At 57.3% G+C, this 24,785-nt stretch carries 18 protein-coding genes; 9 read left to right on the top strand and 9 right to left on the bottom strand.

The features are described from left to right. Positions 1–12: 12 nt before the first annotated feature. The 3 genes from A6F69_RS01160 to A6F69_RS01150 all read right to left on the bottom strand — a co-directional run bounded on the left by A6F69_RS01160 (position 13) and on the right by A6F69_RS01150 (position 6,902). Entirely contained in the window at positions 13–2,328 is a 2,316-nt protein-coding gene (locus tag A6F69_RS01160; protein WP_067596575.1) for a TonB-dependent receptor, read from the bottom strand. Positions 2,329–2,410: 82 nt separating this feature from the next. Next, the gene (locus A6F69_RS01155) at positions 2,411–5,170 is read right to left on the bottom strand and encodes a [protein-PII] uridylyltransferase (protein WP_067596574.1); all 2,760 of its coding nucleotides are present in this window, start codon (positions 5,168–5,170) and stop codon (positions 2,411–2,413) included. A 25-nt stretch (positions 5,171–5,195) separates the two neighbouring features. After that, positions 5,196–6,902 carry a class I adenylate-forming enzyme family protein gene (locus tag A6F69_RS01150; protein WP_067596573.1) on the bottom strand — a complete coding sequence of 569 codons (1,707 nt, stop codon included), beginning with the start codon at positions 6,900–6,902 and terminating at the stop codon, positions 5,196–5,198. A gap of 160 nt (positions 6,903–7,062) precedes the next feature. Here A6F69_RS01150 and lgt point away from each other — a divergent pair, with 160 nt between their 5' ends. Further along, positions 7,063–7,947 (top strand): prolipoprotein diacylglyceryl transferase, encoded by an 885-nt coding sequence (gene lgt, locus A6F69_RS01145; protein WP_179946162.1) that lies wholly within the window; start codon positions 7,063–7,065, stop codon positions 7,945–7,947. Then, positions 7,944–9,008 carry a class I SAM-dependent methyltransferase gene (locus A6F69_RS01140; protein WP_067596572.1) on the top strand — a complete coding sequence of 355 codons (1,065 nt, stop codon included), beginning with the start codon at positions 7,944–7,946 and terminating at the stop codon, positions 9,006–9,008. The genes lgt and A6F69_RS01140 overlap by 4 nt, the downstream gene beginning before the upstream one ends. Here the strand turns inward: A6F69_RS01140 and A6F69_RS01135 are convergent. Both A6F69_RS01135 and A6F69_RS01130 read right to left on the bottom strand, forming a co-directional pair. After that, the gene (locus A6F69_RS01135) at positions 9,005–10,540 is read right to left on the bottom strand and encodes an ABC transporter permease/substrate-binding protein (protein ID WP_067596571.1); all 1,536 of its coding nucleotides are present in this window, start codon (positions 10,538–10,540) and stop codon (positions 9,005–9,007) included. The genes A6F69_RS01140 and A6F69_RS01135 overlap by 4 nt on opposite strands. Further along, positions 10,537–11,298, bottom strand: coding sequence for an ATP-binding cassette domain-containing protein (locus tag A6F69_RS01130; RefSeq protein ID WP_067596570.1), 762 nt, complete (start codon positions 11,296–11,298; stop codon positions 10,537–10,539). The genes A6F69_RS01135 and A6F69_RS01130 overlap by 4 nt, the downstream gene beginning before the upstream one ends. 172 nt (positions 11,299–11,470) lie before the next feature. Between A6F69_RS01130 and A6F69_RS01125 the strand changes: the two genes are divergently transcribed. The 5 genes from A6F69_RS01125 (at position 11,471) to A6F69_RS01105 (ending at position 16,263) form a co-directional block, all read left to right on the top strand. Continuing rightward, entirely contained in the window at positions 11,471–12,640 is a 1,170-nt protein-coding gene (locus A6F69_RS01125; protein ID WP_067596569.1) for an isovaleryl-CoA dehydrogenase, read from the top strand. Continuing rightward, complete coding sequence (locus A6F69_RS01120; RefSeq protein WP_067596568.1) at positions 12,637–14,244, top strand: carboxyl transferase domain-containing protein; 1,608 nt, start codon at positions 12,637–12,639, stop codon at positions 14,242–14,244. The genes A6F69_RS01125 and A6F69_RS01120 overlap by 4 nt, the downstream gene beginning before the upstream one ends. Positions 14,245–14,277: 33 nt before the next feature. Then, on the top strand, positions 14,278–14,811 hold the full coding sequence (locus A6F69_RS01115; RefSeq protein WP_144573550.1) for a hypothetical protein: 534 nt from the start codon (positions 14,278–14,280) through the stop codon (positions 14,809–14,811). 64 nt (positions 14,812–14,875) lie between these two features. After that, positions 14,876–15,505 carry a 1-acyl-sn-glycerol-3-phosphate acyltransferase gene (locus tag A6F69_RS01110; protein WP_067596566.1) on the top strand — a complete coding sequence of 210 codons (630 nt, stop codon included), beginning with the start codon at positions 14,876–14,878 and terminating at the stop codon, positions 15,503–15,505. 125 nt (positions 15,506–15,630) lie between these two features. Continuing rightward, a complete protein-coding gene (locus tag A6F69_RS01105) occupies positions 15,631–16,263 on the top strand; it encodes a TetR/AcrR family transcriptional regulator (RefSeq protein WP_067596565.1) in 633 nt (210 codons plus the stop codon). A gap of 7 nt (positions 16,264–16,270) precedes the next feature. Here A6F69_RS01105 and A6F69_RS01100 read toward each other — a convergent pair whose 3' ends face one another. Genes A6F69_RS01100 through gyrB form a run of 3 tightly spaced genes read right to left on the bottom strand, consistent with a single transcriptional unit; the run spans position 16,271 to position 20,654 of the window. Then, positions 16,271–17,008: a M50 family metallopeptidase gene (locus tag A6F69_RS01100; RefSeq protein WP_067596564.1), complete on the bottom strand. Its 738-nt coding sequence runs from the start codon at positions 17,006–17,008 to the stop codon at positions 16,271–16,273. Between the two features lie 10 nt (positions 17,009–17,018). Then, the gene (locus tag A6F69_RS01095; protein ID WP_067596563.1) at positions 17,019–18,104 is read right to left on the bottom strand and encodes an AI-2E family transporter; all 1,086 of its coding nucleotides are present in this window, start codon (positions 18,102–18,104) and stop codon (positions 17,019–17,021) included. A gap of 21 nt (positions 18,105–18,125) precedes the next feature. Beyond that, a complete protein-coding gene (gyrB, locus tag A6F69_RS01090) occupies positions 18,126–20,654 on the bottom strand; it encodes a DNA topoisomerase (ATP-hydrolyzing) subunit B (RefSeq protein WP_067596562.1) in 2,529 nt (842 codons plus the stop codon). A 148-nt stretch (positions 20,655–20,802) separates the two neighbouring features. Here gyrB and A6F69_RS01085 point away from each other — a divergent pair, with 148 nt between their 5' ends. Both A6F69_RS01085 and A6F69_RS01080 read left to right on the top strand, forming a co-directional pair. Further along, on the top strand, positions 20,803–22,188 hold the full coding sequence (locus tag A6F69_RS01085; RefSeq protein ID WP_067596561.1) for an L-serine ammonia-lyase: 1,386 nt from the start codon (positions 20,803–20,805) through the stop codon (positions 22,186–22,188). A gap of 55 nt (positions 22,189–22,243) precedes the next feature. Beyond that, positions 22,244–23,803: a class I adenylate-forming enzyme family protein gene (locus A6F69_RS01080; protein ID WP_245638260.1), complete on the top strand. Its 1,560-nt coding sequence runs from the start codon at positions 22,244–22,246 to the stop codon at positions 23,801–23,803. A 534-nt stretch (positions 23,804–24,337) separates the two neighbouring features. Here A6F69_RS01080 and A6F69_RS01075 read toward each other — a convergent pair. Next, positions 24,338–24,637, bottom strand: coding sequence for a UrcA family protein (locus tag A6F69_RS01075; protein WP_067596560.1), 300 nt, complete (start codon positions 24,635–24,637; stop codon positions 24,338–24,340). Positions 24,638–24,785: the final 148 nt, after the last annotated feature.

Raw genomic sequence — 24,785 nt, 5'->3', positions numbered from 1 at the left:
ATGTTGCTCGAATTAGAATTCGAAGGTCATTTCCGCACCGATCTGGCGGCCCTTCGACAGCGGCGACAGAGTGCCTGCAGCTGGGTAGGCATCGAATGGACGGTTTACGCCGTTCCCAAGCGGGCCGCCGAACGGGAGCTGGGTGTCCCCGCCAGCCTGAACCTGATCGAGCAGGTTCTTGCCGTAGATTGATACCGACAGGCCATCCATCGGGGTTTCCCAAGTGATGTTGGCATCAAGGTTGTCAGCAGCCTGGATCCAGCCGAAGTTGTTATCCGTGTAGGCGAATTCGTCACGGAACTGATAGTTCACGCGGCTGACGATCGCCCCTGCAGGCAAGATCAGCTCATGGATAAGGCCGACGCCCCAGGTGATTTCGGGCACACGTGGCAGACGCAGAGCAGTGTCTGCATCGTCGATCGCGCCGTCGCTGGAGATATCAAAGGCTACGCTCTTGTAGTCGTCATCGATGATACCAAGGTTCGCCGTGAAGATCAGATTGTCGGTTACCCGCGCGCGCCCTTCAGCTTCGAAGCCAAGGATCTCGGCGTCCGCCGTGTTCAGGATGAACTGCGAGACACCAGCAGTTGGCGAACTCTGGTTCACTTCGCGCTGCATGTCATCGATCTTGGTCAGATAGACGGCAGCGTTGACGGTCAATGCACCATCGCTGGTCTGGAACTTGCCGCCAATCTCGTAGTTGTCTACGCGCTCTTCATCGAAGCCGAAGTTACCGCCAGTTGCCGGAACAACTACAGTCTCAAACACCGTCGCGTTGGTGATACGGAAGTTGTAGCCACCGCTGCGATAGCCGCGGGTCCAGTGTGCATAAATCTGGCTGTCGTCGAATTCATACTGGAAGCCGAATTTCGGCGACCAGTTGGTCCAGCTGCGGCCATCTTCGAAACCGTTGTTTTCGGTCGGAATGAATGGGTTTGTGCCGCTGGTTGGGCATGTGCCGCCAACAACTGAACATTCCGGACGCGGGCGAACATAAGTCACGCCCGCATTCTTTTCCTCGCGGCTCCAGCGGATACCGGCGATAACGGAAAAGTCCGAAGTCAGGTAATACTGACCTGCCGCGAATGCGCCCAAGACTTCGTGGTCCTGCGATCCGCCGCCATAGAAGGTCAGCGGGCTGAGCGGCGGCAGGTCACGAGTCTCGGTGTAGGCAATCGACTGGTCAAAGTAGAACCCGCCGATTGTCAGATCGAAGTTGTCGGTAGAGATCGCGTAACGGATCTCGTTCGAAATCTGATCCTGCTCGGTTTCTGTGCTTGAATGGAAACCGAAGATCGGCAGACTGTCGATATCGCCCAGCGTTGTCGCTGAATATTCGCGATAGCCGAAGATGTTCGTCAGCGTGCCCGGGCCGATGTCCAGTTCAGCGGTCAAAGAGCCGGTCCAGATTTCGTTGTCGTAGTTACCGCGCTCGTCGATCGACAGATCGAAAGTGTCACGCTCGAACAGACCGCGGTTCTGGCCTGAAGGGCCGTCGCCATCGCTGGTGAAATAGTCGAGCTTGCCGGTCAGCGTAAGATCGCCAAAGCGACCTTCCAGCGCTCCTCGCAGGATTTTGGTCTCTGCCTTGCCGTGGTTCGAGCCATCGAACAGGTTAGTGAAGTAGCCTTCATCCTTGTTGTAATATCCGCCCAGCTTGAACAGCAGGGTGTCTTCAACGATCGGACCTGAAACTACGCCGCTAACGGTATAATTTGCGCCGCCACGGCCACCATCCAACAGCGGTCCATCGACCGCCGCACGGAATTTCCCGGTCAGGTAGTCAGTCGGGTTGCCGGTGTTGATCAACACCGCGCCGCCGGTGGTGTTCCGGCCGAACAGGATGCCCTGAGGGCCGCGCAGAATTTCAACGCTTTCCAAATCGAACAGGTCGAAAACAACGCCACCATTGAACCCGAGGTAAACGCCGTCAACAAACACGCCCACTGTCGGGTCGATTGACGGGATCGAGCTGTTAATGCCTAGACCGCGGATCGAGAAGTTGGCTGTGCCGCGGCTGGTGCCAATCTGGTCGAGCGATACGTTGGGCGCTGAATAGGTCAGGCTTTGAACGTCACGAACCTTGAGTGCTTCTAGGCTTTCCGCGTTGAATGCGGTGACTGCAAGCGGGACATCCTGCACGTTTTCGGCGTTCTGGGTTTTAGTGCCGGTCACCACGATCACGTTGGTCGCATCGGCAATGCTGGTTCGGCCAGTCTGTTGCTCTTCCTCTTCTTCAGCGTCCTGTGCGTAGGCAGATGCAGGCAGCATCGCCATGCCGGCGCCAAGCAGGGCAAGCGTCTTCAATGAAGAAAATTTGGTATTCATTTGGGGGGGTCTCCTCTCAGTCCTCTAGGCGCGCTATTAGCGCGAAAGTCTTGAAAAGCAACTAATAGCAGACGAACGCCAATCAGGCTTCTTCAAGCTGCTTCTGTCGCTCGTCGCTGGCTGCGTGCAGCAATCTTTCTGTTATCTCTTTCAAGCGATCATTGCTGGTGATTTTCGAGCCAAGCAGATCAGTGACATAGAACGTATCAGCGGCGCGTTCGCCATAGGCGGTGATATGCGCGGAATGTATCACCAGGCTGCTTTCGAATAACGCTCTGGCCAACCGATTGAGCAACGCCGGTCTATCCCGAGCATTCACCTCAACCACTGTGAAACGGCCCGATGCGTTGTTGTCAAAGGTGACGCGCGGGGCGATCCTGAATGCCTTGGAACGGGAAATTGGCAAGGGCCGAGCAGCAAGCTTCGGTACCAACTCGCCCTGATTGGCAAGAGCTTCCCGAATTGACTTTTCGAGCCGATTCAATTGTTGGCCCTCGGCAAATGGCTGACCGTGCGGATCCTGCACCAGGAAGTTGTCGACCGCGTAACCGGTGCGCGTAGTATGGATGCGTGCGTCAATGATATTCGCGCCAGCCAGCGCGATTCCGCCCGCGATGCGAAAGAACAGGCCCGGGTGATCAGCCGCAATTACGCTGACCAAAGTTGCTCCGCGGGTTTCGTCAAACTCACAATGAATCGAAAGATGCTCTTCGATTTTTCGCGCAACCTCATACTGGATCAGATTGCTTGCAATCATATCTTCTGGTTCGGCGATCCAGTATGAATCATCGAACAGCTTGCCGACTTCATCCAAGAGCTCGACCTTATCGCCCAGCAAAGCGGAAACTGCCTCTTGCTTGGCGGCGATGCGTTGATCCCGACCATGCTTCATATGACCAAGACGCAGGCGTTCATGCGCGGCATCGTAAAGACTGCCCAGCAGTTGTCCCTTCCAGCTGTTCCAGGTTCCCGGTCCAACCGCGCGGATGTCGACTGCTGTCAGGATCATCAGATTGCGCAAGCGCTCTAGGCTTTGGACTTCTCCAACGAAGTCTTCGATCGACTTGGGGTCGGTCAAGTCTCGCTTGAATGCTGTCGCACTCATCAGCAGGTGATACCGAACCAGCCACGCTACCAAGTCTGTCTCGTCTTCGGATAATCCAAAACGTGGGCAAAGCCGTTCTGCCACCTCAGCTCCGAGTGTAGAGTGATCTCCGCCGCGTCCTTTGGCGATATCATGAAGCAGGACGGCAACATATATCGCACGGCGCGAATTGATCCGGTGAATCAGGCGAGAAGAGCGTGGATGGTCAGACTTTAGCTCGCCTTTCTCGATCCGCGAGAGCAAACCAATCGCGCGAATAGTGTGCTCATCGACTGTGTAGTGATGATACATGTCGAACTGCATCTGCGCGTTGACCTTGCCAAAATCCGGTACAAATCGTCCGAATACGCCGGCCTCGTTCATCCAGCGCAGCACCATCTCGGGGTCGTTGCGACCAGAGAGTAATTCAACAAACAACGCATTGGCCCGTTCGTCATTGCGGATGTCGGCTTTGATTAGCGTGCTGTCTCTGTCTGCCTGACGCATGGTGTCAGGGTGGATTTCCAGACCGTTGGCCTCAGCAAGCTGAAAGATTTCGATCAACCGGACTGGATCATTCTTGAACCAATAATCAGATGGTGCGGCGATCCTTCCGCCAAAAACCCGATAGCCTTTGAGAGTGCGTGCCTTCTGCTTCCAGCCGGCGAAGAAGCCAGTGCGGGCGCGTTTCTTGGCAAATTCCTCATCCAGATGAGACAGGAACACGCCGGTCAGACTGCCAACCCGCTTTGCCTGAATGAAATAGAACTGCATGAAGCGTTCGACCGCACTTTTGCCGGGGCGATCCGCGAAGTTCATCCGGGAGGCTACTTCGCGTTGAAGGTCAAAGGTGAGCCGGTCTTCGGCGCGCCCGGTTATAATGTGCATGTGGCTGCGGACAGCCAACAGAAAGCCTTCGGCACGGCGAAAACTACTGTATTCGGCCTTGGTCAGCAGTCCAACATCGACCAATTCTGCCGCGCTTCGGGCCCGGTGGATATATTTGCCGATCCAATAGAGCGTCTGAAGATCGCGCAGGCCGCCCTTGCCTTCCTTGATATTGGGTTCGACGACATAACGGCTATCGCCCATGCGTTTGTGCCGTGCATCACGCTCTTCCAGTTTCTGCGTAAGAAACTGACGTTCACTGCCCTTGGCGACTTCCGCCCAGAATCGCTGACCGGTCTCTTCATAAAGTCCGCGATCCCCCCAGATGAAACGACTTTCAAGTAATGCAGTGCGGATCGTCAGATCCTCTTTCGCCATACGGATGGTTTCATCAACAGTACGGCTCGACTGCCCGACTTTCAGACCAAGATCCCATAGGAAATAGAGCATTGCCTCGATCACCTGCTCGCACCAGGGCGCGCGCTTTGTAGGTGTGATAAAAGCAATGTCGACATCCGAATGCGGTGCCATTTCGGCGCGACCGTAGCCGCCTACGGCCAAAATCGCGATCCGTTCTGCGCTGGATCGATTGGCAACCGGATAGACATTTTCGACAACATGGTCGTGCACCAACCGGATCAGCTGATCGATCAGCAGAGCTTGCGCAGCCACGCACTCGTGCCCCGCAGAGGGCTTCTCCTGCAGGCGGCTGGCGATCTCAGCGCGACCTGAAGCAAGCTTTTCGCGAAGCAGTGAGACGATTTCCGCCCGGGCCTTGTCGCCCTTACCCTCTACCAACGTGTTTATCGCCTCGGCGGTCTTGCGCCGATCGATTATCGCGCGTTGGCGCGGGACTTTGACGGAATTCAAGCGAGCCTGCTCCTTCGATCCAGCCCTAAGCGTCCATTAGATCACCGGCGAACATGGTTCGAACGGTGCGTTTGTCGATCTTCTGTGTTCCGAGGCGGGGCAATGCTTTGTCCGATACCCAGATATGCTCGGGCAGCGGCACCTTGAATGGCGCGATGCGTGAAAGCAGATACTCGCGGAGCTCTTCCTTGCTGATCGGTGTGCTCCCGTCCTTCTGGTAGTATACAGCCGCAGGCACTTCGCCCATCCGATCATCGGGAATGCCGAACACAGAGCATTCGGCGATAGCATCGTGGCCATAGATCGCTTCTTCGACTTCGATGCAGGAAATATTTTCGCCGCCTCGAATGATAATGTCTTTCTTCCGGTCTACGATGAAGAGGTAGCCATCTGCATCGAGATAGCCCAGGTCACCCGTGCGGAAATACTGGTCATCAGTGAAAGCAGAACTGGTCGCTTCCTCATTGTTCCAATAGCCAAGGAAGTTGGCGACTGAACGGATGCAGACTTCATCGACTTCGCCTTTAGGGCGTGGGTTTCCATCATTGTCGAGAATGGCCAAATCAACCAGCGGCACACTGGCCTTCCCGGTAGACCCCGGCTTCGCCATGTAGTTCTCGTTGAAGTTGCCGCAGCCAACTGCGTTGGTTTCGGTCAGGCCGTAACCAAGCAAGGGGAAGCCTTCGGGGAACGCTTCCTTGATCTTGTTCACATGATCGACCGGGCGGGGTGCGCCGCCAGCGGCGAAACTCTTACAGCTTGATACGTCGAAACTGTCGCGATCGGGATGCGTCGCGATTTCATAGCTCATCAAGGGAACGCCAACGAAGTACGTCACTTTCTCCGCTTCCATAAGGCGCAGCGCTTCGCGCGCGTCCCATTTCGGCATCAGCACGAGTTTCCGCGCAATGCCAAAGCTTTGCAGGAAGAGTGGTACTTCGCCGGTCACATGAAACAGCGGGACAGCGATCAGCGCGCAAGGCTGAGCACTCACGTCTTCTCCGCGCGATTCCATCAACACCTTGGCCATCGCACTTTGCGAGATGTAGCTGAATACGCCGCTTACAACGCCGCGGTGGTCAGAATATGCCGCCTTCGAGTTACCAGTTGAGCCGGAGGTGTAGAGGATGGTGGCGAGATCATCAGGACCAAGTGTAGCCAACATCGCCATCGCGGTGTCACCTTCGGCCCAGACCTCCGCCAGGCCTAATGCCGGCGTGCTGTCATGCTCGAACAAAACGATCTTCGCAGGATGATCGGTACCTTCGAGTCGCTTGGCGCGGCCAGCATCAGCAAGCACCAGATCGCATTCCGCCAGGCGAATGCCATAGGCAAGTTCGTCACCTGACCAGAAACCGTTCAGCAAGGTCACGCAGCCGCCAGCCATGACGATGCCCATGTATGCGATCATCCAATTTGATGAATTGCGTGCAGCGATCCCCACGCGGTCGCCCTTCTTGACACCATGTTTGGTCGCAAGACCGTGTGCGACACAGCTTGCCGCTGCCCAGCTTTCGCCGAAATTTAGCCGTACATCGCCATCAACCAGGAATGTCAAATCTTTGTTTTCATTGCAGAAATGCGCAAAATAATGTGCGAGGCTGGGTGGCGCGTTCTTGAAGGACGGCATTGATACGCCGTTGCGGTCAAAGGGTATTGTTTCGAATGGCTGGCCTTCCTTAGTCAGTTCGCCAATGATGTGTTCAAGCGCGGTGTCCAGCTCAGTGGGCATTAGGTTCTCTCTCCAAATTTTTCAGGTCACAGCCGTGAAGACCCTTCTTCAAGCTAACGCTCGAAGCCAACGGGGTTTCCCCAATTCTCTGGCTGTGCCAATAGCGGCTTTCCGAACTGGCATGTCCGGTTGACGTGTCTTCTATATAGAGGTTCGCTTCGTGCTGTCACTACTTGCCGCCACTGGCGCTGCTGATCCGATCTATTGGGCCGATCTGGGCTTTACAGAGGGGATCGATCTTGGCTTTTTTACTCTGCGATTCTACTCGCTCGCTTACCTGCTGGGCGTGTTGTTTGCCTATTGGCATGTGACCAAAATGATCAAGCAGCCCGGCGCACCGATGGCGCAGCGTCACGTCGATGACCTGTTCTTTTATTGCACTCTGGGCGTAATTTTGGGCGGGCGTTTGGGTTATGCGACATTCTACCGCCCGGAACTGTTCACCAGCTTTAATGGCGAAGGTTTTGTCAGTTGGGATCTGCTTCGCTTGTGGGATGGCGGGATGAGTTTTCACGGCGGGCTGCTGGGTGTCATGGTTGCAATGATGTGGGTCAGCTGGCGCGGGAAGCTGTCGTTCCTGAGAGTTACAGATTACGTGTCCGTTGGTGTGCCGATGGGCATGATGCTGGGGCGCCTTGCAAACTTCACCAATGGCGAATTGTGGGGCCGCGCCACAGATGTGTCATGGGGCATGATATTCCCTGGCGGTGGCGATGTCGTGCGCCATCCAAGTCAGCTTTATCAGGCGGGACTTGAAGGCCTATTGCTGCTCGTCGCTATGACACTTTTGTTCTGGAAGACAAGTGCGCGCTTTCGCCCCGGATTGCTTACAGGCATCTTTGTTACCGGGATCAGCGCAGCGCGTTTCATCAACGAATTCTTCCGCGAGCCGGACGAACACCTGGCTGACCGCGTCATTGAGACGGGGCTGAGCCAAGGCCAGTGGCTGACCATCCCCCTGATTGTTCTGGGATTCGCAGTAATTGTCTACGCGCTGCGCAAAGCGCCACTTGGTTCAGGCGGCAACAGCCCCGCGCAAGCATGAATGATCCATCTCAGGGGGATTTGGCCGAGTCTTTCTGCCGCCTGATCCGCGAAAACGGGCCAATCAGCCTGGCTCAATATATGGGTGAGAGCAATGCGCGCTATTACAATAGTCGCGATCCGCTGGGCGGTGATGCGGATTTTATCACTGCGCCGGAAGTGAGTCAGGTTTTCGGCGAGCTGATCGGTCTGTGGTTTGCCGATATCTGGATGCGCGCGGGGCGGCCAGAGGTGGTGAACTATGTCGAGTTGGGGCCGGGGCGAGGCACCCTGGCCAGCGATGCCTTGCGTGCGGCTGCTCAGCATGGCTTGCAGCCGAAGGTACATTTCGTTGAGGGGTCTGAAACCTTACGCAAAGTTCAAAAGCGGGCGTTGCCGCATGCAGTGCATCACGCCGATGTCACCAGTCTACCCGAAGACGGCCCATTGCTGATCATCGCGAATGAATTCTTCGACGCGCTGCCGATCCGGCAGTTGCTGCGGGTCGAATCCGGTTGGCGAGAGCGAATGGTCGGGCTTGCTGAAGGCGAACTGGCATTTATTGCGGGGGACAAACCGATGGACGTTGTTGTTCCTCAGGCGCGGGCCGATGCCGAGGTTGGCACGGTGCTGGAAACCTGCGCGGCTGCGGCTGCTGTCATGTCAGAGCTAACGGATCGTCTGGTCACGCAGGGCGGTGCTGCGCTGATAATCGACTATGGCGCGATGGAACTGCAAGCGGGTTCGACATTGCAGGCGATCAGAGCACACCAGAAATTCAGTGTCTTGGCGCAGCCGGGAGAGATGGACTTGACCGCGCATGTCGATTTCGGCGCTCTGCGGGATGTGGCGACGCGGCAGGGGGCCCATGTGTTGGGCCTGTCCACGCAAGGCGAATGGTTGGCTGCTTTGGGCGCGCAGATGCGTTTCGCAGCTCTCAAACGGCAATCCCCCGACAAGGCAGAGGTGCTTGACCGGCAGTCCATGCGATTGACGGCGCCTGATCAGATGGGTGAGCTTTTCAAAGTATTGGGTGTTGCAGGCACAGGATGGCCCACTGGCGCAGCTGGCTTCGCGCCCTAGATTCCGATCCGCTTCGCCAGCAGCCGCGCTGCTTTCTCAGGCGTCATCTTGTCTTGGTCACGATCAACCGCGTAGTTCGCCTCGCGCATCGAATCGACATCAATTGCACCGATGATCGGCTCAAGCACCATGCGCAGCGCTGCGTCATCTGTACGCTCGGGACTGACCAGCAGGATTGCATCGTAATTGGGGAATGCACCGCGTGGATCCTCCAGAACGACCAGATTGTCAGCTGCAATGCGCCCGTCTGACGTATATGCGCTGATCACATCTGCTTCGCCTGATCTGAGCGCGTTATACATGAACGTGGGGGCAAAATTGCGGGTCTGGCCGAAGCGCAAGCTGTAGGCATCGCGCACTGCAATCCATTCCGGTCTTTCAAAAAATTCGGGGTCGCCGCCAATCGTCATCCCGGGCGCTACAGCTGCCAAATCAGCGATCGAGTGAAGATTGCGCGCATTGGCAACATCTTCCCGGACTGCCAGCCCATAAGCATTCTCAAAGCCCAAACGACCCAGAACGAGTGTGCCGCTTGTTTTGCGCTCCCAACTCTCAATCTCGCTGAGCATCTCTTCGCGAGGCGGGTTATCGCTGCGTTTCATCTGATTGGCCCAGATCGTGCCGGTGTAATCGACCAGCAGATCGATATCGCCGCTGGAAACCGCGCTATGTGCAACGGCCGAACCCAGCCCGTCACGGTACTCGACCGAGTATCCTTCAGCTTCCAGCCGCTGTCCGATCAGCCGCACGAGCACATATTGTTCGGAGAATCCCTTCGCTCCGATAAGGATGCGGTCGCGCTCGCCTCCGCCAAATTGTGTGAAAAGCGCCGAGACAATGCCCAGCGCGACCACTAACAGGCCACCAAACGCCAGGCTGCGTTTGCGGCTCGCCATCCCGCGCTCGATCAGGCCCAGCAGAGCGTCTGCAATCAGCGCCAGGCCTGCGGACGCAAAACAGCCGGCGAGCACCAGCACCCAGTTCTGCGTTTGCAATCCGGCGAAGATCGGATCACCCAGGCTCGGCTGACCGATCGTAGTCGCGAGTGTCGCCGCACCAATTGTCCATACGCTCGCCGTACGAATACCCGCCATGATGAATGGTGCGGAAAGCGGCGCTTCGACCAGCCGCAGCTTTTGCCAGCCTGTCATTCCCACGCCATCGGCGGCCTCGAGCACGCCGGGGTCAAGATTGGCCTGAGCCGTCACAGCATTTCGCAAGATCGGCAACACAGCGTAAAGCGCCAGTGCCAGCAATGCCGGCAAGAATCCGAGCGTTGGCAGGCCTTCGCCAAAGATGACGCGTAAACTGAGCAGGATAGGGAAAAACAGCGCAAGCAGCGCCAGCGCGGGTATGGTCTGGACCAGGCTGGCAAACCCTAGAGCAACACGTGCGACAGGTGGTGACCGGCTGGCCCAAACGGCCAGCGGCAGCGCAACCAGAATGCCGAGCGCGATAGCCGATGCGGAAAGCAGCACATGGGCGGACAATTGCGGGCCAAGGCCCATCAGCGCGTCCCAGAACCCGTTCATGGCGCGCTGCCTTCGCGTTCCATCCGTGCCAGCTTCTCTGCTTGCGCGCGCGGCACAGAGACCAGCCCCTGCGCAATCTCTCCGCCTTTCCCGGCGAGCAATTCAGCGGGCGTTTGGTCGGCCACGACCAGCCCCTGATCCATCACCAGCACGCGATCCGCCAGTAGCAGAGCCTCGGCCATGTCATGCGTCACCATTATTGTGGTGAGGCCAAGTTCGTCGTGAAGCTCGCGCACGCGCTCGCCCAAGGCATCACGCGTAATCGGATCAAGCGCGCCGAAAGGTTCATCCATCAACAGCAGCTCTGGTTCGTTCGCTAACGCGCGCGCAACGCCAACACGTTGGCGTTGTCCACCTGATAGCTCGTCCGGCATGCGGCTCGCCATATCAGCCTCAAGATCAACCAGCTTAAGCAGCTCGTTGATCCGGGCATCGCTGGTCCTCTGGCCCGTCAGGCGCGGTCCGATGCCGATATTTTCCGACACGCTCATATGCGGAAACAGCCCAATAGACTGGAAAACATAGCCGATGCGGCGGCGTAGTTCCGCGGCCGGCTGCGCCTGCACATCAGCGCCAGCGACAAGGACCCGCCCGGAACTGGGTACCTCCAGAGCATTTATCATCTTCATGAGAGTCGATTTCCCAGAGCCGGACGCTCCCACCAGCGCAACAAAACCGCCAGCGGCGATCGAGAAACTGACGCCGCCTACAGCGGTAACTGCACCGAAATGCCGTGTGACCCGGCTTAGCTCGATCATGCTATCTGGGAATGCGTCGGAAATGGTCTCGCCTCGGTTGGTTGATCAGACCCTAGGGAAAGCCTGCAGCTAGGCCAAGGCATGACCTGCAATTGCCAGATGATTTCAGCTGCAACCGGTTTGCGCAATCCGCGCGCGCTGTTATGGGCGTTGATGAGGAGAAGTTCAGACAATGCGTGCCACACCTGATTTCGATTTCCAGCTTGGTGAAGCGGCAGAGATGATCCGTGACAGCGTTGGCCGGTTTGCGGACCAGCAGATCGCGCCGCTGGCGGACAAGATTGATCGCGAGGACTATTTCCCGCGCGATGAACTGTGGCAGCAAATGGGCGAGCTCGGCCTGCATGGCCTGACTGTATCCGAAGAGGATGGCGGGTTGGGGCTCGGCTATCTCGAGCATGTGATCGCGGTCGAGGAAGTCAGCCGGGCGAGCGCATCGCTGGGCCTGTCCTATGGCGCACACTCAAACCTTTGCGTCAATCAAATCCGCCGCTGGGGCAATGAAGAGCAGAAGGCGAAATATCTGCCCGGGTTGATTTCCGGCGAGCATGTTGGCTCGCTCGCCATGTCAGAAGCGAGCGCGGGGTCAGACGTTGTCTCGATGAAGCTCAAGGCAGAGACGGTAAAGGGCGGATATGTGCTGAACGGCACCAAGTTCTGGATCACCAACGCCACCTATGCCGACACGCTCGTGGTCTATGCCAAGACCGATGGCAGCGCCGGATCGCGCGGCATCACCGCTTTCCTGATCGAGAAGGGTGATGAAGGGTTTTCCATCGGTCAGAAGATCGAGAAAGTCGGCATGCGCGGCTCGCCCACGGCAGAGCTGGTGTTTGACGATTGCCATATTCCAGAGGATCGCGTGATGGGACCGCTCAATGGCGGCGTCGGCGTGCTGATGAGCGGTTTGGACTATGAACGCGTGGTGCTCGCCGGACTGCAGCTCGGCATCATGCAGGCTTGCCTCGACACAGTCATTCCCTACCTGCGCGAGCGCAAGCAATTCGGCAAACCGATCGGCAGCTTCCAGCTGATGCAGGCCAAGGTCGCCGACATGTATGTCGCGCTGCAGTCGGCACGCGCTTATACCTATGCGGTGGCGAAGGCGTGCGATGCGGACCAGACCACGCGCTTCGACGCAGCGGGCGCGATCCTGCTGTCGTCAGAGAACGCGTTCAAGGTTGCGGCGGAAAGCGTGCAGGCGCTGGGCGGCGCCGGCTATACGCTCGACTGGCCGGTGGAGCGCTACATGCGCGATGCGAAGCTGCTCGATATCGGCGCGGGCACGAATGAGATCAGGCGAATGCTGATCGGGCGAGAGCTGATAGGGGCTGCTGGATGACCGCACCTGTTCTCACTTCGAAGCTCGACCGCGAGGCACCCGACGCCAAGGCGCGGTTTGACCATAACAAGGCGCTGGCCGATGATTTGCGTGCAAGCGTCGCTGAAGCCGCACCGGGCGGGCCAGAGCGCAGCCGGGAGCGGCATGTCTCGCGTGGCAAGCTGCTCCCGCGCGAACGCGTCGAGCGCTTGCTCGATCCGGGTTCGCCTTTCCTCGAAATTGGCCAGCTGGCCGCCAACGGCATGTACGAAGGTGACATCAACGGCGCTTCGCTGATCTGCGGGCTCGGGCGTGTATCGGGCCGTCAGGTGATGATCGTGTGCAATGATGCCACGGTGAAGGGCGGCACCTATTATCCGATGACAGTCAAGAAGCACCTGCGCGCGCAGGAAATCGCGCAGGAAAACCGGCTGCCGTGCATCTATCTGGTCGATAGCGGCGGGGCGAACCTGCCGCACCAGGCGGAGGTTTTCCCTGATCGTGACCACTTTGGCCGGATCTTCTTCAATCAGGCGAATATGTCCGCTCTGGGCATTCCGCAGATCGCCTGCGTCATGGGCAGCTGCACCGCGGGCGGGGCCTATGTGCCTGCCATGTCAGACGAGACTGTGATCGTGCGCAATCAAGGCACGATCTTCCTGGCCGGACCGCCGCTGGTGAAGGCCGCGACGGGTGAGGAGATCAGCGCTGAAGACCTAGGCGGCGGCGATCTTCATGCGAAAAAATCAGGCGTGGCCGATCACCTGGCGGAGAATGACGAGCACGCGCTCACCATCGTGCGCGATATCGTGAGCCAGCTTGGCGCGAACACAGATGCAGCGAAGGATGTCGTTCTGAAAGACCCGCGTCCGCCCAAGTTTGATGCGGACGATCTTTACGCTCTTGTGCCAGAAGATGTCCGTGCGCCCTACGATGTGAAGGAAGTGATCGCGCGGCTGGTCGACGGCAGCGAGTTTCACGAATTCAAGGCGCATTACGGTTCGACGCTGGTGTGCGGCTTTGCTCATATCTGGGGCATGCCTGTCGCGATACTCGCCAACAATGGCGTATTGTTTTCAGAGAGCGCGCAAAAGGGCGCGCATTTCATCGAGCTCGCATGCCAACGCCGAATTCCGCTGCTGTTCCTGCAAAATATCTCCGGCTTTATGGTCGGCGGGAAATACGAAGCGGAAGGCATAGCCAAGCATGGCGCGAAGCTCGTCACCGCCGTCGCGACCGCAACGGTGCCAAAGGTAACGGTTGTGATTGGGGGCAGCTTCGGCGCAGGAAATTACGGCATGTGCGGACGTGCGTACTCTCCGCGCTTCCTGTTCACCTGGCCCAATGCGCGCATCTCGGTGATGGGCGGCGAACAAGCCGCATCGGTCCTCGCCACGGTCCACCGCGATGCGGACACATGGACCGAGGAGGAGGCCGAGGCCTTCAAGACTCCAATCCGCCAGAAGTACGAAGATGAAGGCAATCCCTACTATGCTACAGCCCGCCTGTGGGATGATGGCGTGATTGATCCGGTGCAAACCCGCGATGTGCTGGGCCTGGCCTTCGCAGCGACGCTCGAAGCGCCGATTGCAGAGCGGCCCGCATTTGGCGTGTTCCGGATGTGATAAAGCTGGCAAGGCCGAAGGGGGGGGTCAATATTGACACAGTTTGCAAAAGTAGCGGGTTCGTTGTTCCTCTGTATCCTGATTACCCATTATCTACATGAGTTAGGTCATGCCCTTACGGCGGTAGCTCTTGGCTACGAAGTTTCGATGACGTCCAATGTCGTGAGGCCGCTTGCTGGTGCGTATCAAAGCGAGTTGCATAGCAACTTGATTTCATTGGCAGGCCCAATTGCGACGATAGTCATTGCCACAGCGGCTTTCATCTTGCGAGCCAAGCTGAAGTTTCTCGCTCCGATCATCCTTTGGAACACGCTGACCATGCGGCTTCTAGCAGCAGTAGTCAGCCTGAAGCATCCCAATGACGAAGCAGCGGTGAGCGCAAACCTAGGTTTAGGGGACTGGACCTTGCCGGCGATGGTCTGCGTTTTCCTTCTCACGCTCTTTTTCATTGCGGCAAGAGAACGCAAGCTGGGACTTTGGTGGTACCTGAGCGCCTGGTTCGGCATGTCGGCTGGTTATGCGCTTGTTGTTCTGGGCGAGGATTTGCTGCCGCAGTTTACTCTTTGAAACCAATTCGCTTTGTTTTGCGTAGCTGCTAGAAGGTTACGCAGGAGAGAGGGACCCAAGAGCCTTGCGACATAACGAAACCCGTAACGTCACGCTGCTTTCGCGGCTGGTGAACCGGATCATCCTGTTCCTTTACAAGTGGAAGGGCTGGAAGATCGAAGGGCATTTGCCCAAGGACATCAAAAAGTATGTGATCGCAGGCGCGCCGCATACGTCGAACTGGGACTTCGTGTTCTTTGCGGGCGCGACCAAGCATGAGCAGGTTCAGCCCAATTTCATGGGCAAGCACACTCTGTTTCAAGGGATCATGCGCAATTTCATGCTCGATATGGGCGGTATCTCCGTCGACCGCAGTGCGCCGGGCGGCATCATCGAACAGATGCAGGCCGAATTCGAGAAGCGTAAGGAACTGGCGCTGGTGATCGCGGTGGAGGGAAGCCGCACTACCGATGGCAGCTGGAAATCGGGTTTCTACCGGATCGCGCAGGCCGGGGGTGTTCCCATCGTGCCCGCGATTGCTGACAACGAGCACATGGTTATCGGCTTTGGCGAGCCGTTTTACCCGACCGGCAATTATGGTGAGGACTTGCTCAAACTTTCAGCATGGTATCGAGGCAAATTGCCTGACAACGAACGGTTCAAGGTACTCGAAAAACAAGCGCGCTCCATAATCGAAGAAGATCGCGAAACTTGATATTCTTGCCCTTATTTAGAGTTCCCGTGTGGTTTTTGCGCGTTAACTTGCAAAGAATTCGTATGAAACGGGTTTAAGCGAAGACTATCAGCCCCTAAATTGCTTCAGATCAGGAGGATGAAGCAATGATGGCCGCTGAGACACGGCAAATCGAACGAAGACGAGCTGCCATGCATGTGCAGGATTTGTTCGAAGAAAGCGGAGAAGAGGTTGGCCTTGCCGAGCTCGCCGCATCAGGCCGCGTTTCGCGTCGCAAGCTTCAAGAGCTGTTCGAAGACGATGACGATCTGTTTGAGGCGATGGCCGAACTATGGTTTGAGCCGCACGTCGCGATCATGGAAGAAGTCGTCGCCATCGATCTTCCGCCAAACCGGAAGATGTATGAATTCTTTGTTCGCCGTTTCCGCGTCAACCGTGAACGTTTCCGCGCCGACCCCAAGGCTTTCGCTTTGATCTGTGAAGCAGGTGCCGCGCGGTTTGAGCGCGTCCGCGGCTTTGTTGATCTGGCCGATCACTATCTGTCAGAACTTATCGCGCAAGCGCAGGCGGAAGGGTATTTCCCGGGCTTTGAGATCGATCAAGCGCTTTCGCTGATCAATCAGATGGTCAACAATTACACCTTCCCAGACGTTCTGATCCACATCGACGAAAAGCTGAGCGAAGAGAAGCTTGCGCATATTATCGATGCGATATTCGCTGGCCTTTCAGCCGAGAATGGCGGCGCCAGCGGGGTGAATACGATCCGCATCGCAACCTGAGGCTGGATTACCGCCAGCGTGTCGACCGCGCGTTCCGGCGCAGCGCATATTTCAGGCTCGCGCCGATCAACAGCGTTGCGATTGCGATCAGCGTCAGCGCCCAGAACCAGTGCGGCAAGAACAGATTGGCTTCGATCGCGCCGGTGTCAGAAAGGATTACCTGCCCACCAATCCGCGCACTTTCCATGAATAGGTAATCCCAACTCATGAACATGCTGAGCGCGGCCAGCATGCCAAGAAACTGAAGCATAAAGCGCACCAAGCCTGCCTTGCCTCGCCAGGCGAGCAGTCCAAGCCCTACAGAAATCGCCGGCAGAACGAACCACCCGGTGCTGGAGCGGACCCAGATCCCCGTGGAGATCGCGATAGCGAAGGCCAGCAGATAGAGCGCAGGCCGCCAGAACTTTTCCTTGGCGCTGGCAAGTATCAGCGCAGCTCCGATAAGGCTTGGCCCCAGCGGTCCCCCTGCGGCGATCAGAGCGCGCGAAAAGCGGGAAGCATCTGCAGGAAGACTGCTCTCCGCCAAGCCGGATCCATTTGAATAGATTACCAACCGTTCAAATTCGTACCCAAAGGCCAAGGCGGTCAAACCATGCCCCATTTCATGAAACCAGGTGGCAAGGATCATGAAGGGGTAGATCAGGTAATTCCCGAAAGGCAGCGTTGGCGCAAAAACCACCAGCACTCCAGCAGTCAGCAGGCGCCCAACCTGTTCGGACTGTGATCCGGGGGTTGCGCGGTACATTGGGCCTCAATCAACTTTCGGATGTAGCTTTGTTGTGGTGCAGCAAATACTCTTGCGCGATGCCCCAACCGGCCAGGAAGAGCCCAGCGAGAAGTGGGCCAAGGACCACACCTGACAAGCCCATTGTTGCGATACCGCCCAGCGTTGTGATCAGGATGATCCAATCGGGAATCCCGGTATCACGGCCCACCAGAATCGGGCGTAACACATTGTCGGCCATGCCGATCACGGCCACGCCCGACACAATCACGAAAACGCCTTCCCAAATATAGCCGGTTGCGAGCAGATAGATCGACATTGGAAGCCAGACGATGCCGGTACCTACTGCTGGCAGAAGCGAGAAAATCGCCATCAACAGGCCCAGCAACAAGGCAGCTTCGACCCCGACGATCCAGAATGTAATGGCGCCAAGTCCACCCTGAACAAGCCCGACGAGGACCGATCCCTTGATCGTCGCGCGGACGATCAACAGGAACCGTTCGGCCAGTTTTGCGGCGATCGAATTGTCCAGCGGTAGCCCGCGCTGGATTGCTTCACCGATTTGCTTGCCATCGCGCAGCAGGAAATAGGCCACATACAGGCCCATGAGGAAAGACAGGACAAAACTGAACAGGCCGCCGCCGATTGCGATTGCCTGTTGCGCGATCAATCCGGCACTTTCCGTGATCAGTTCCTGCGCGCGTGTCTGAACATCTTGCAGATCAGCAAGGCCATAGGCGTCCATCTGTTCACGAATGACAGCGGGCAACGCGCCAAGAATCTGATCCCCCCAAGAGGCCACGTCCAAATCGCCTTGCTGGAACGCGCGCACCACGCCTGCGGCCTGTTCTACAATCATGCTGCCGATGAAAAAACCCGGCAAAAGAACCACGAAAGTGATGAAAAGAAGCGTCGCGATTGCGGCCTTGTTAGGGCCATTGGCGAGCCGTTTCAGAAACCATTGATAGAGCGGCTGGAACATGATCGCAGCCAATGCTGCCCATAACAGAGGTGTCGCAAACGGCCAGACGACGAAGACGACACCAATCGTCAACAGCCCGAGCAGCAACAGGAAACCAAGATGCTCGTAGCCGTCTGCTTCGGGATCTTGTGACATGTGGGGCGATTACTCCTTCGCTCAGACGTCGAGGTTGGCGACGTTCAGTGCGTTATCCTGAATAAATTCGCGCCGCGGCTCAACAACGTCGCCCATCAGTCGGGTGAAGATTTCGTCGGTGACATCGGCATCCTCGACTTTTACCTGCAGCAAGACCCGCGCTTCGGGATCAAGAGTGGTCTCCCACAATTGCTCAGCATTCATTTCGCCCAGACCTTTGTAGCGGGCAATCGAGAGCCCCTTGCGACCGGCCGCCAAAACTGCATCCAGCAGCTGAGTCGGCCGCATAATCGCGTCATCTGCGCTTGCTGGCGGCAAATCATCAGCCTCGACGTCGTCGTCCGGCACAGTGTCAGCGTCGGCTGTCGATTTTACAAGCCGCGCAGGCTGGGCGTAGGTCTCTGCCTGCGCGCCGGCGAGGCCATGCAGTTTGTGCGCTTCAGCACTGACAAGGAATTTCCCTTCGATCTCGTGCACGTCGGTCACGCCGCGCCACAGGCGCTCGAAGCGAACATTGCCGTCTTCGCCAAGATACGCTGACCATTTGGATTCCGGATCACCTAGTCCAATCCGTTGGGCGGTGAATTCCAGAGCCTTGATCCGTGTATTCCGGTCAAGCGATGGATCAAGTGCCCCGGAAAGCGCCATCTGCTCGATTATCGCGGTATCATAACGTCGCGGAACGAAAGCCAGCAGGTTGCGGAAACGCAGCGCATGTTCAACCAGACCACGCAGATCGTCGCCGGAGCGCGCGCCGCCGGCTGTTTCCAGCACGCGCCCGTAAAGACCGCCATCCACCAGATAGCGATCAAGAGCGGCATTATCTTTCAGGTAGACTTCGCTGCGGCCCTTGCTCACTTTGTAGAGCGGCGGCTGCGCAATGAAGAGGTGCCCGGCCTTCACTATCTCCGGCATCTGGCGATGGAAGAAAGTGAGAAGCAGCGTACGGATGTGCGCCCCGTCGACGTCAGCGTCGGTCATAATCACGATTTTGTGATAGCGCAGCTTCTCAAGATCGAATTCGTCGCGAATGCCAGTTCCCATTGCCTGGATCAGCGTACCGACTTCCTTGGATGAGATGATCCGGTCAAACCGCGCGCGCTCAACATTCAGGATCTTGCCCTTCAGCGGCAGAATGGCCTGTGTCTTGCGATCACGGCCCTGCTTTGCTGAGCCGCCTGCGGAATCGCCCTCTACCAGGAACAGTTCGGCCTTGGCTGCATCGCGTTCCTGACAATCGGCGAGCTTGCCGGGCAGAGAGGCGACGCTCATCGCACCTTTGCGGCTCATCTCGCGTGCACGGCGCGCGGCTTCGCGTGCCGCGGCAGCGTCGATAATCTTCTGGACGATCGCCTTTGCGTCGTTTGGGTTTTCTTCAAGCCACTCGGTCATCTTCTCGCCCATCAGGCCCTCAAGCGGCTGACGGACTTCAGACGAAACCAGCTTGTCCTTCGTCTGACTGGAGAATTTCGGATCAGGCAGTTTCACGCTGACAATAGCGGTCAGGCCTTCGCGCATATCCTCGCCTGAGAGGCTGACCTTTTCTTTCTTCAAGAGGCCGGTGTTAGACGCATAGTTGTTTAGCGTGCGGGTCAACGCCGTGCGAAATGCAGAGATATGCGTCCCGCCGTCCCGCTGCGGGATGTTGTTAGTGAAGGCGAGGACGTTTTCGTAGTAGCTGTCATTCCACTGCAGCGCCACGTCGATCCCGATGCCGTCTTTGTCCGCTGAAACAGCAATCGGTTCCGGAACGAGCGGTTGCTTGTTGCGGTCGAGATACTTCACGAATGCAGCGATCCCGCCTTCGTAAAACAGGTCATGCTCCAGCGGCTCTTCATGGCGATTGTCGCGCAACAGGATGCGCACGCCAGAGTTCAGAAAAGCGAGCTCGCGGTAACGGTGCTCAAGCTTGTCAAAGTCAAATTCAGTGACGTTCTTGAATGTGTCGGTCGATGCCTTGAAGGTAACGCGAGTACCCTTTTTGAAGCCGTCCGCATCCGGATTCTGTTCAACCCCGGGCGCGTCACCCTTGACCTCCAGGCTGTTCACGGCATCGCCATGCTCGAAGCGCATCCAGTGTTCTTTACCGTCGCGCCAGATCGTCAGCTCCAGCCATTCGCTGAGCGCATTGACCACGGAAACGCCCACACCGTGCAGGCCACCCGACACCTTGTAGGCATTGTCGTCAGAGGTATTCTCGAATTTACCGCCCGCGTGCAGCTGCGTCATGATGACTTCGGCTGCAGACACGCCTTCTTCCTTGTGCATGCCAACCGGGATGCCGCGCCCGTTGTCCTCTACGGACACGCTGCCGTCGGCATTGAGTTCGATCAGAACAAGGTCACAGTGACCGGCCAGCGCCTCATCGATGGCGTTGTCCGACACTTCGAACACCATGTGGTGAAGGCCCGATCCGTCATCGGTGTCACCGATATACATGCCCGGGCGTTTGCGAACGGCATCCAGACCTTTGAGAACCTTGATTGAATCGGCGCCGTACTCGCCCTTCTGGACGGTTTTCTCCGGCTGATTTTCGGGAGTTTCAGACATGTCGATTATATAGGCGCTAGAAGGGGAAAACCCAAATCAGAATGCCGCTTATGGCGGAGCTTTTCCACCGCGTTTGCGGCGAGCAATTCGTGCTTTACGCGATTTGGTTTCAAATGTAACTGGATGGCGCTGCGGGAGGGATCATTACATGCTGTCGGTGCTCGACATTTTTCGTATCGGGATTGGCCCATCATCATCCCATACGGTCGGGCCGATGCGGATTGCAGGCATGTTTATTCGCGCGCTCAGAAAGTCGGGCAAGTTGGAGCGAACTGCTCGCGTTGTTGTTGAGCTGCAAGGTTCGCTCGCGCTCACCGGCGTCGGACACGGCACGGTCGATGCGGCCATCCTTGGCCTGATGGGTACAAATCCGGAAATGACTGATCCTGACGAAGCAGCCGACGCTTTGGAGCAAGTGCGGGCGCATGAAAAACTGCTGTTGGGCGGAAAACAGGCAGTCGTATTTCGGCAGGCACGCGATATTGATCTGGCCAGCCATATAATCCCGGAGCTTCACCCCAATGGCATGAAACTGACCGCGCTAAACGCAGCGGATGAAACATTGCTGCAGCGGACATATTATTCGACCGGTGGCGGGTTTGTAGCCTCAGAGGCGCAGCTGAAAAGGCCTGCAAAGGGTGACCGGATTGCAAGCGGTTCGGACGTCCCATACCCCTTCGGTTCAGCAGCCGAATTGCTCCAAACCTGTCGGGTGAAAGCGAAATCCATCGAGCAGATCATGCTTGCCAATGAAGATGCCATGCGGCCGCGAGCAAAAACCATCGCCGGATTAGACGCCATTGCGCAGGCGATGGAGGCCTGTATCGATCGTGGGCTGAGCCAGCGGGGTACCTTGCCTGGCGGGCTCAAGGTGCAACGCCGCGCACCAGACCTTTGGGAGAAGCTATCCTCCAATCCACAGTCGAATGAGCGCGAGCAGCTGTTTGACTGGCTCAATTGTTTTGCCATGGCCGTCAATGAAGAGAATGCGGCTGGCGGGCGCGTAGTCACTGCCCCAACCAACGGTGCAGCCGGAATCATACCCGCTGTAATCCGTTTCTACTGCGTAACCTCCGACGACGGACCGTGCCGCGAAAGACGGCGCACTTTCCTGCTGACGGCCGGGGCAATTGGCCTGCTGTATAAGCAGCGTGCGTCGATATCCGGAGCTGAAATGGGCTGTCAGGGCGAGGTCGGCGTAGCGTGCTCAATGGCAGCCGGCGGGCTTTCGGCGCTCTGGGGAGGTACGCCGGAACAGATCGCCAGTGCAGCGGAAATCGGCATGGAGCACAATCTGGGCCTGACCTGCGATCCGGTTGGCGGATTGGTGCAGGTTCCATGTATTGAACGCAACGCAATCGGCGCAGTGAAGGCAGTGAATGCCGCTCGACTTGCACTGCATCGCACAGGTGCCGAGGGCACCGTAAGCCTGGATCAAGTGATCGAGACCATGCGCCAGACAGGGTTAGACATGTCATCCAAGTACAAGGAAACAAGCCAGGGCGGGCTGGCAGTCAATGTCATTGAATGTTGAGCGATTGTTTGTTTTGAGGGCTTGCAGCATCACCGTCGTGGGCTAGTTTTGCGCAATGAAAAATCATGGGATGCTGGCTCTGCTCCAGAACAATTTCGGAAATTTCTCTGCGGTTCTTGGTCGTTGGGCTGAATTGCAACCCGAAGCGATCGCCTTGCGAGATGATACGCGTGAGCTGAGCTGGCATCAGCTTCATGATCGGATTGAGCGGCTGGCGGCACAGCTGCTTGAGACCGGTCTTCAGCGCGGTCAGTCAGTTGCGGTGCTTGGAACCAGTTGCATCAATTACGCGCTGGTATTCCTTGCGGCGGTTCGTGCAGGCGGTGTCGCGGCCCCGCTCACTACCAGTGCTTCGAAAGAGCAACTGATCGGCATGGCGCGCGACAGCGGTGCGAAGCATCTTTTTATCGATCAGGCGAAGTCTGCCGAACTGGGGGCCGACTTTGTGCAAGAGCTTGATCGTCTCGCGTTGGAAGATGTTGATGATTGGATGGCGCCCGAAGGCACACGTGCGCCCGTACTTGAGCCGGGCACCAAAGATCCTTTCAACATCATCTATTCCAGTGGAACGACGGGAATTCCCAAGGGGATTGTTCATTCGCACCTGATGCGTTGGCGACAGTTTGCGAGTACCGCCGCAAGTTATCTCGACGCAGGATTGCCGGTTCGTGCACTGGCATCAACGCCGCTCTATTCGAACACCACGATGGTGGCTTTCCTGCCGCCACTACTTGCCGGTGGTACGGTAAATATCATGGGCAAGTTCAACACCGTTGGCTGGCTTCAGCGCGCGCAAGATAACAAGGTTACCACCACGATGCTGGTGCCGGTGCAATATCAGCGGCTGATGGCGGAGCCGAGGTTTGATGACTTCGACCTTACCGCCCTTGCGCTCAAATACTGTACCAGCGCGCCGTTTCCTGCAGAGCTGAAGGCAGAAGTTCTGCGCCGCATGCCGGGCGGGTTAATCGAAATCTATTCGATGACCGAAGGCGGGGTCGTTTGCCTGCTGGCGTGCCACGAATTCCCCGATAAGCTCCACACAGTCGGACGACCTGCGCCAGGTAGCGAGCTGAAGGTTCTCGACGATAACGATCAGCCGGTTCCCCCGGGGACTCCAGGTAATCTCATTGGACGCTCTCAGACAATGATGAGCGGTTACAAAAACCAGCCCGACAAAACCCGCGAAGGATACTGGACAGACCCTGAGACCGGAGAAGTCTGGCAGCGGATGGGCGACATCGGACGGGTCGACGAAGACGGTTTTGTCGAGCTCGTTGGCCGCGCCAAGGACATGATCATCTCGGGTGGCTTCAATATCTATCCCAGCGATCTTGAGGCAGAGCTCGAAAAAGACCCGCGCGTCGCTGAAGCTGCAGTGATCGGAGTGCCATCCGAACGTTGGGGCGAGACGCCCTACGGATTCGTGCGGTTGCTACCCGGCGTCGCCGACCAGGATGTCGAAGATATTCTTGGTGTGGTCAACGCGCGGCTGGGCAAGACCCAGCGTTTGTCAGCGCTGGAAGCGATATCAGAAATGCCCCGCAGCCATATTGGCAAGCTGCTGAAGACTCATCTTCGCGATCTCGTCGCCGCGAGCGGTCAAACATTCTGAACTTTGCCGTCGGAGAAAAGGTGAGGCGCGACCGGCGTCCGATGGGGGAGGGGTCTATTCGCACGCTGGCCGCGCCTCGCGTGCCTGAGGGGGCGCTCAGGCAGTCGTAGTGTCGAATGGGAATTCGTTGGCAAACGCGGGTCGGTTACTCAGGACACAAAAAATTTTGGAGTTTGTGAGGTTGCGATGGAGACGCGGTCACAAAGTGTTTGGGGGACTGGTGTGACCGCGTCTCGCTCGCTGCCCTGAGGCTGGGCGGCTCTATTGAGCCAGACATCCAGCTGGGGCGCTTTGGAATTCCGGGGGAGAGGAACCGGAAGTCCTGGGGCTCGTCAGCGACCGGGAGGGGGAGAGAGAACCGTGCCGCTGCGATGGGAGTGAAATAATGTTGCTCCACGTTAAACACAAATGAGAAAACGCGGAGATGTGTTGCAAAACATTCAACAAAAGAATTGCTATTGCTGGAAATACAAAACCGGCCCCCGATCGATTGATCGGGGACCGGTTTGAAAGTCCAGGTGATTGGCTGAGTGTTTACTCAGCAGCCATTCCCGTGCCGCCGTTCTGAGAGGCATCGACCTTCGCCAAAGCAGCAGTCTTTGCAGCTTCCACGCACGACCAATCTGTCATTTCAGGCGCGCGATCCAAAGCGGTTTCTACCTTACAGGCCTTGCGAGCCTGGCGCTCTACGCGTTCTTCAAGAGCGGCACGACCAGCGGCAGTGTTCAGATCAAGGTCAGCAACCGAAACACGGACTTCGACAGTGTCGGCGTTGGCTGCAGCAGGTGCTGCAATCAGCGTGAGCGCAGCAGCGGAAGCAAAGATGGTACGCATGAATATTCTCCTTGAGTAATGTCCGCCCACATTCGCTGACGGGTTGCAAAGAGATACTCATGCTGCACTGCAACGTTCCCGATGCTGCAGTTGCGAAGAATTGCACAGTGATTGCGTGCAGTGCAACATCGCCATTCTGCCGATTTCA

This window comes from Altererythrobacter ishigakiensis (genome assembly GCF_001663155.1).
Classification (GTDB): Bacteria; Pseudomonadota; Alphaproteobacteria; order Sphingomonadales; family Sphingomonadaceae; genus Erythrobacter; species Erythrobacter ishigakiensis.
This window is presented reverse-complemented; position numbering and strand designations above follow the sequence as displayed.

Coding starts and splice junctions, on each gene's coding strand:
- A6F69_RS01150 (WP_067596573.1), bottom strand. CDS start 6,902: ATGCCCACTGAGCTGGACACCGCGCTTGAACACATCATTGGCGAACTG.
- A6F69_RS01075 (WP_067596560.1), bottom strand. CDS start 24,637: ATGCGTACCATCTTTGCTTCCGCTGCTGCGCTCACGCTGATTGCAGCA.
- A6F69_RS01080 (WP_245638260.1), top strand. CDS start 22,244: ATGAAAAATCATGGGATGCTGGCTCTGCTCCAGAACAATTTCGGAAAT.
- A6F69_RS01120 (WP_067596568.1), top strand. CDS start 12,637: ATGACCGCACCTGTTCTCACTTCGAAGCTCGACCGCGAGGCACCCGAC.
- A6F69_RS01130 (WP_067596570.1), bottom strand. CDS start 11,298: ATGATCGAGCTAAGCCGGGTCACACGGCATTTCGGTGCAGTTACCGCT.
- A6F69_RS01095 (WP_067596563.1), bottom strand. CDS start 18,104: ATGTCACAAGATCCCGAAGCAGACGGCTACGAGCATCTTGGTTTCCTG.
- A6F69_RS01140 (WP_067596572.1), top strand. CDS start 7,944: ATGAATGATCCATCTCAGGGGGATTTGGCCGAGTCTTTCTGCCGCCTG.
- A6F69_RS01125 (WP_067596569.1), top strand. CDS start 11,471: ATGCGTGCCACACCTGATTTCGATTTCCAGCTTGGTGAAGCGGCAGAG.
- A6F69_RS01085 (WP_067596561.1), top strand. CDS start 20,803: ATGCTGTCGGTGCTCGACATTTTTCGTATCGGGATTGGCCCATCATCA.
- A6F69_RS01105 (WP_067596565.1), top strand. CDS start 15,631: ATGATGGCCGCTGAGACACGGCAAATCGAACGAAGACGAGCTGCCATG.
- A6F69_RS01160 (WP_067596575.1), bottom strand. CDS start 2,328: ATGAATACCAAATTTTCTTCATTGAAGACGCTTGCCCTGCTTGGCGCC.
- A6F69_RS01135 (WP_067596571.1), bottom strand. CDS start 10,540: ATGAACGGGTTCTGGGACGCGCTGATGGGCCTTGGCCCGCAATTGTCC.
- A6F69_RS01100 (WP_067596564.1), bottom strand. CDS start 17,008: ATGTACCGCGCAACCCCCGGATCACAGTCCGAACAGGTTGGGCGCCTG.
- gyrB (WP_067596562.1), bottom strand. CDS start 20,654: ATGTCTGAAACTCCCGAAAATCAGCCGGAGAAAACCGTCCAGAAGGGC.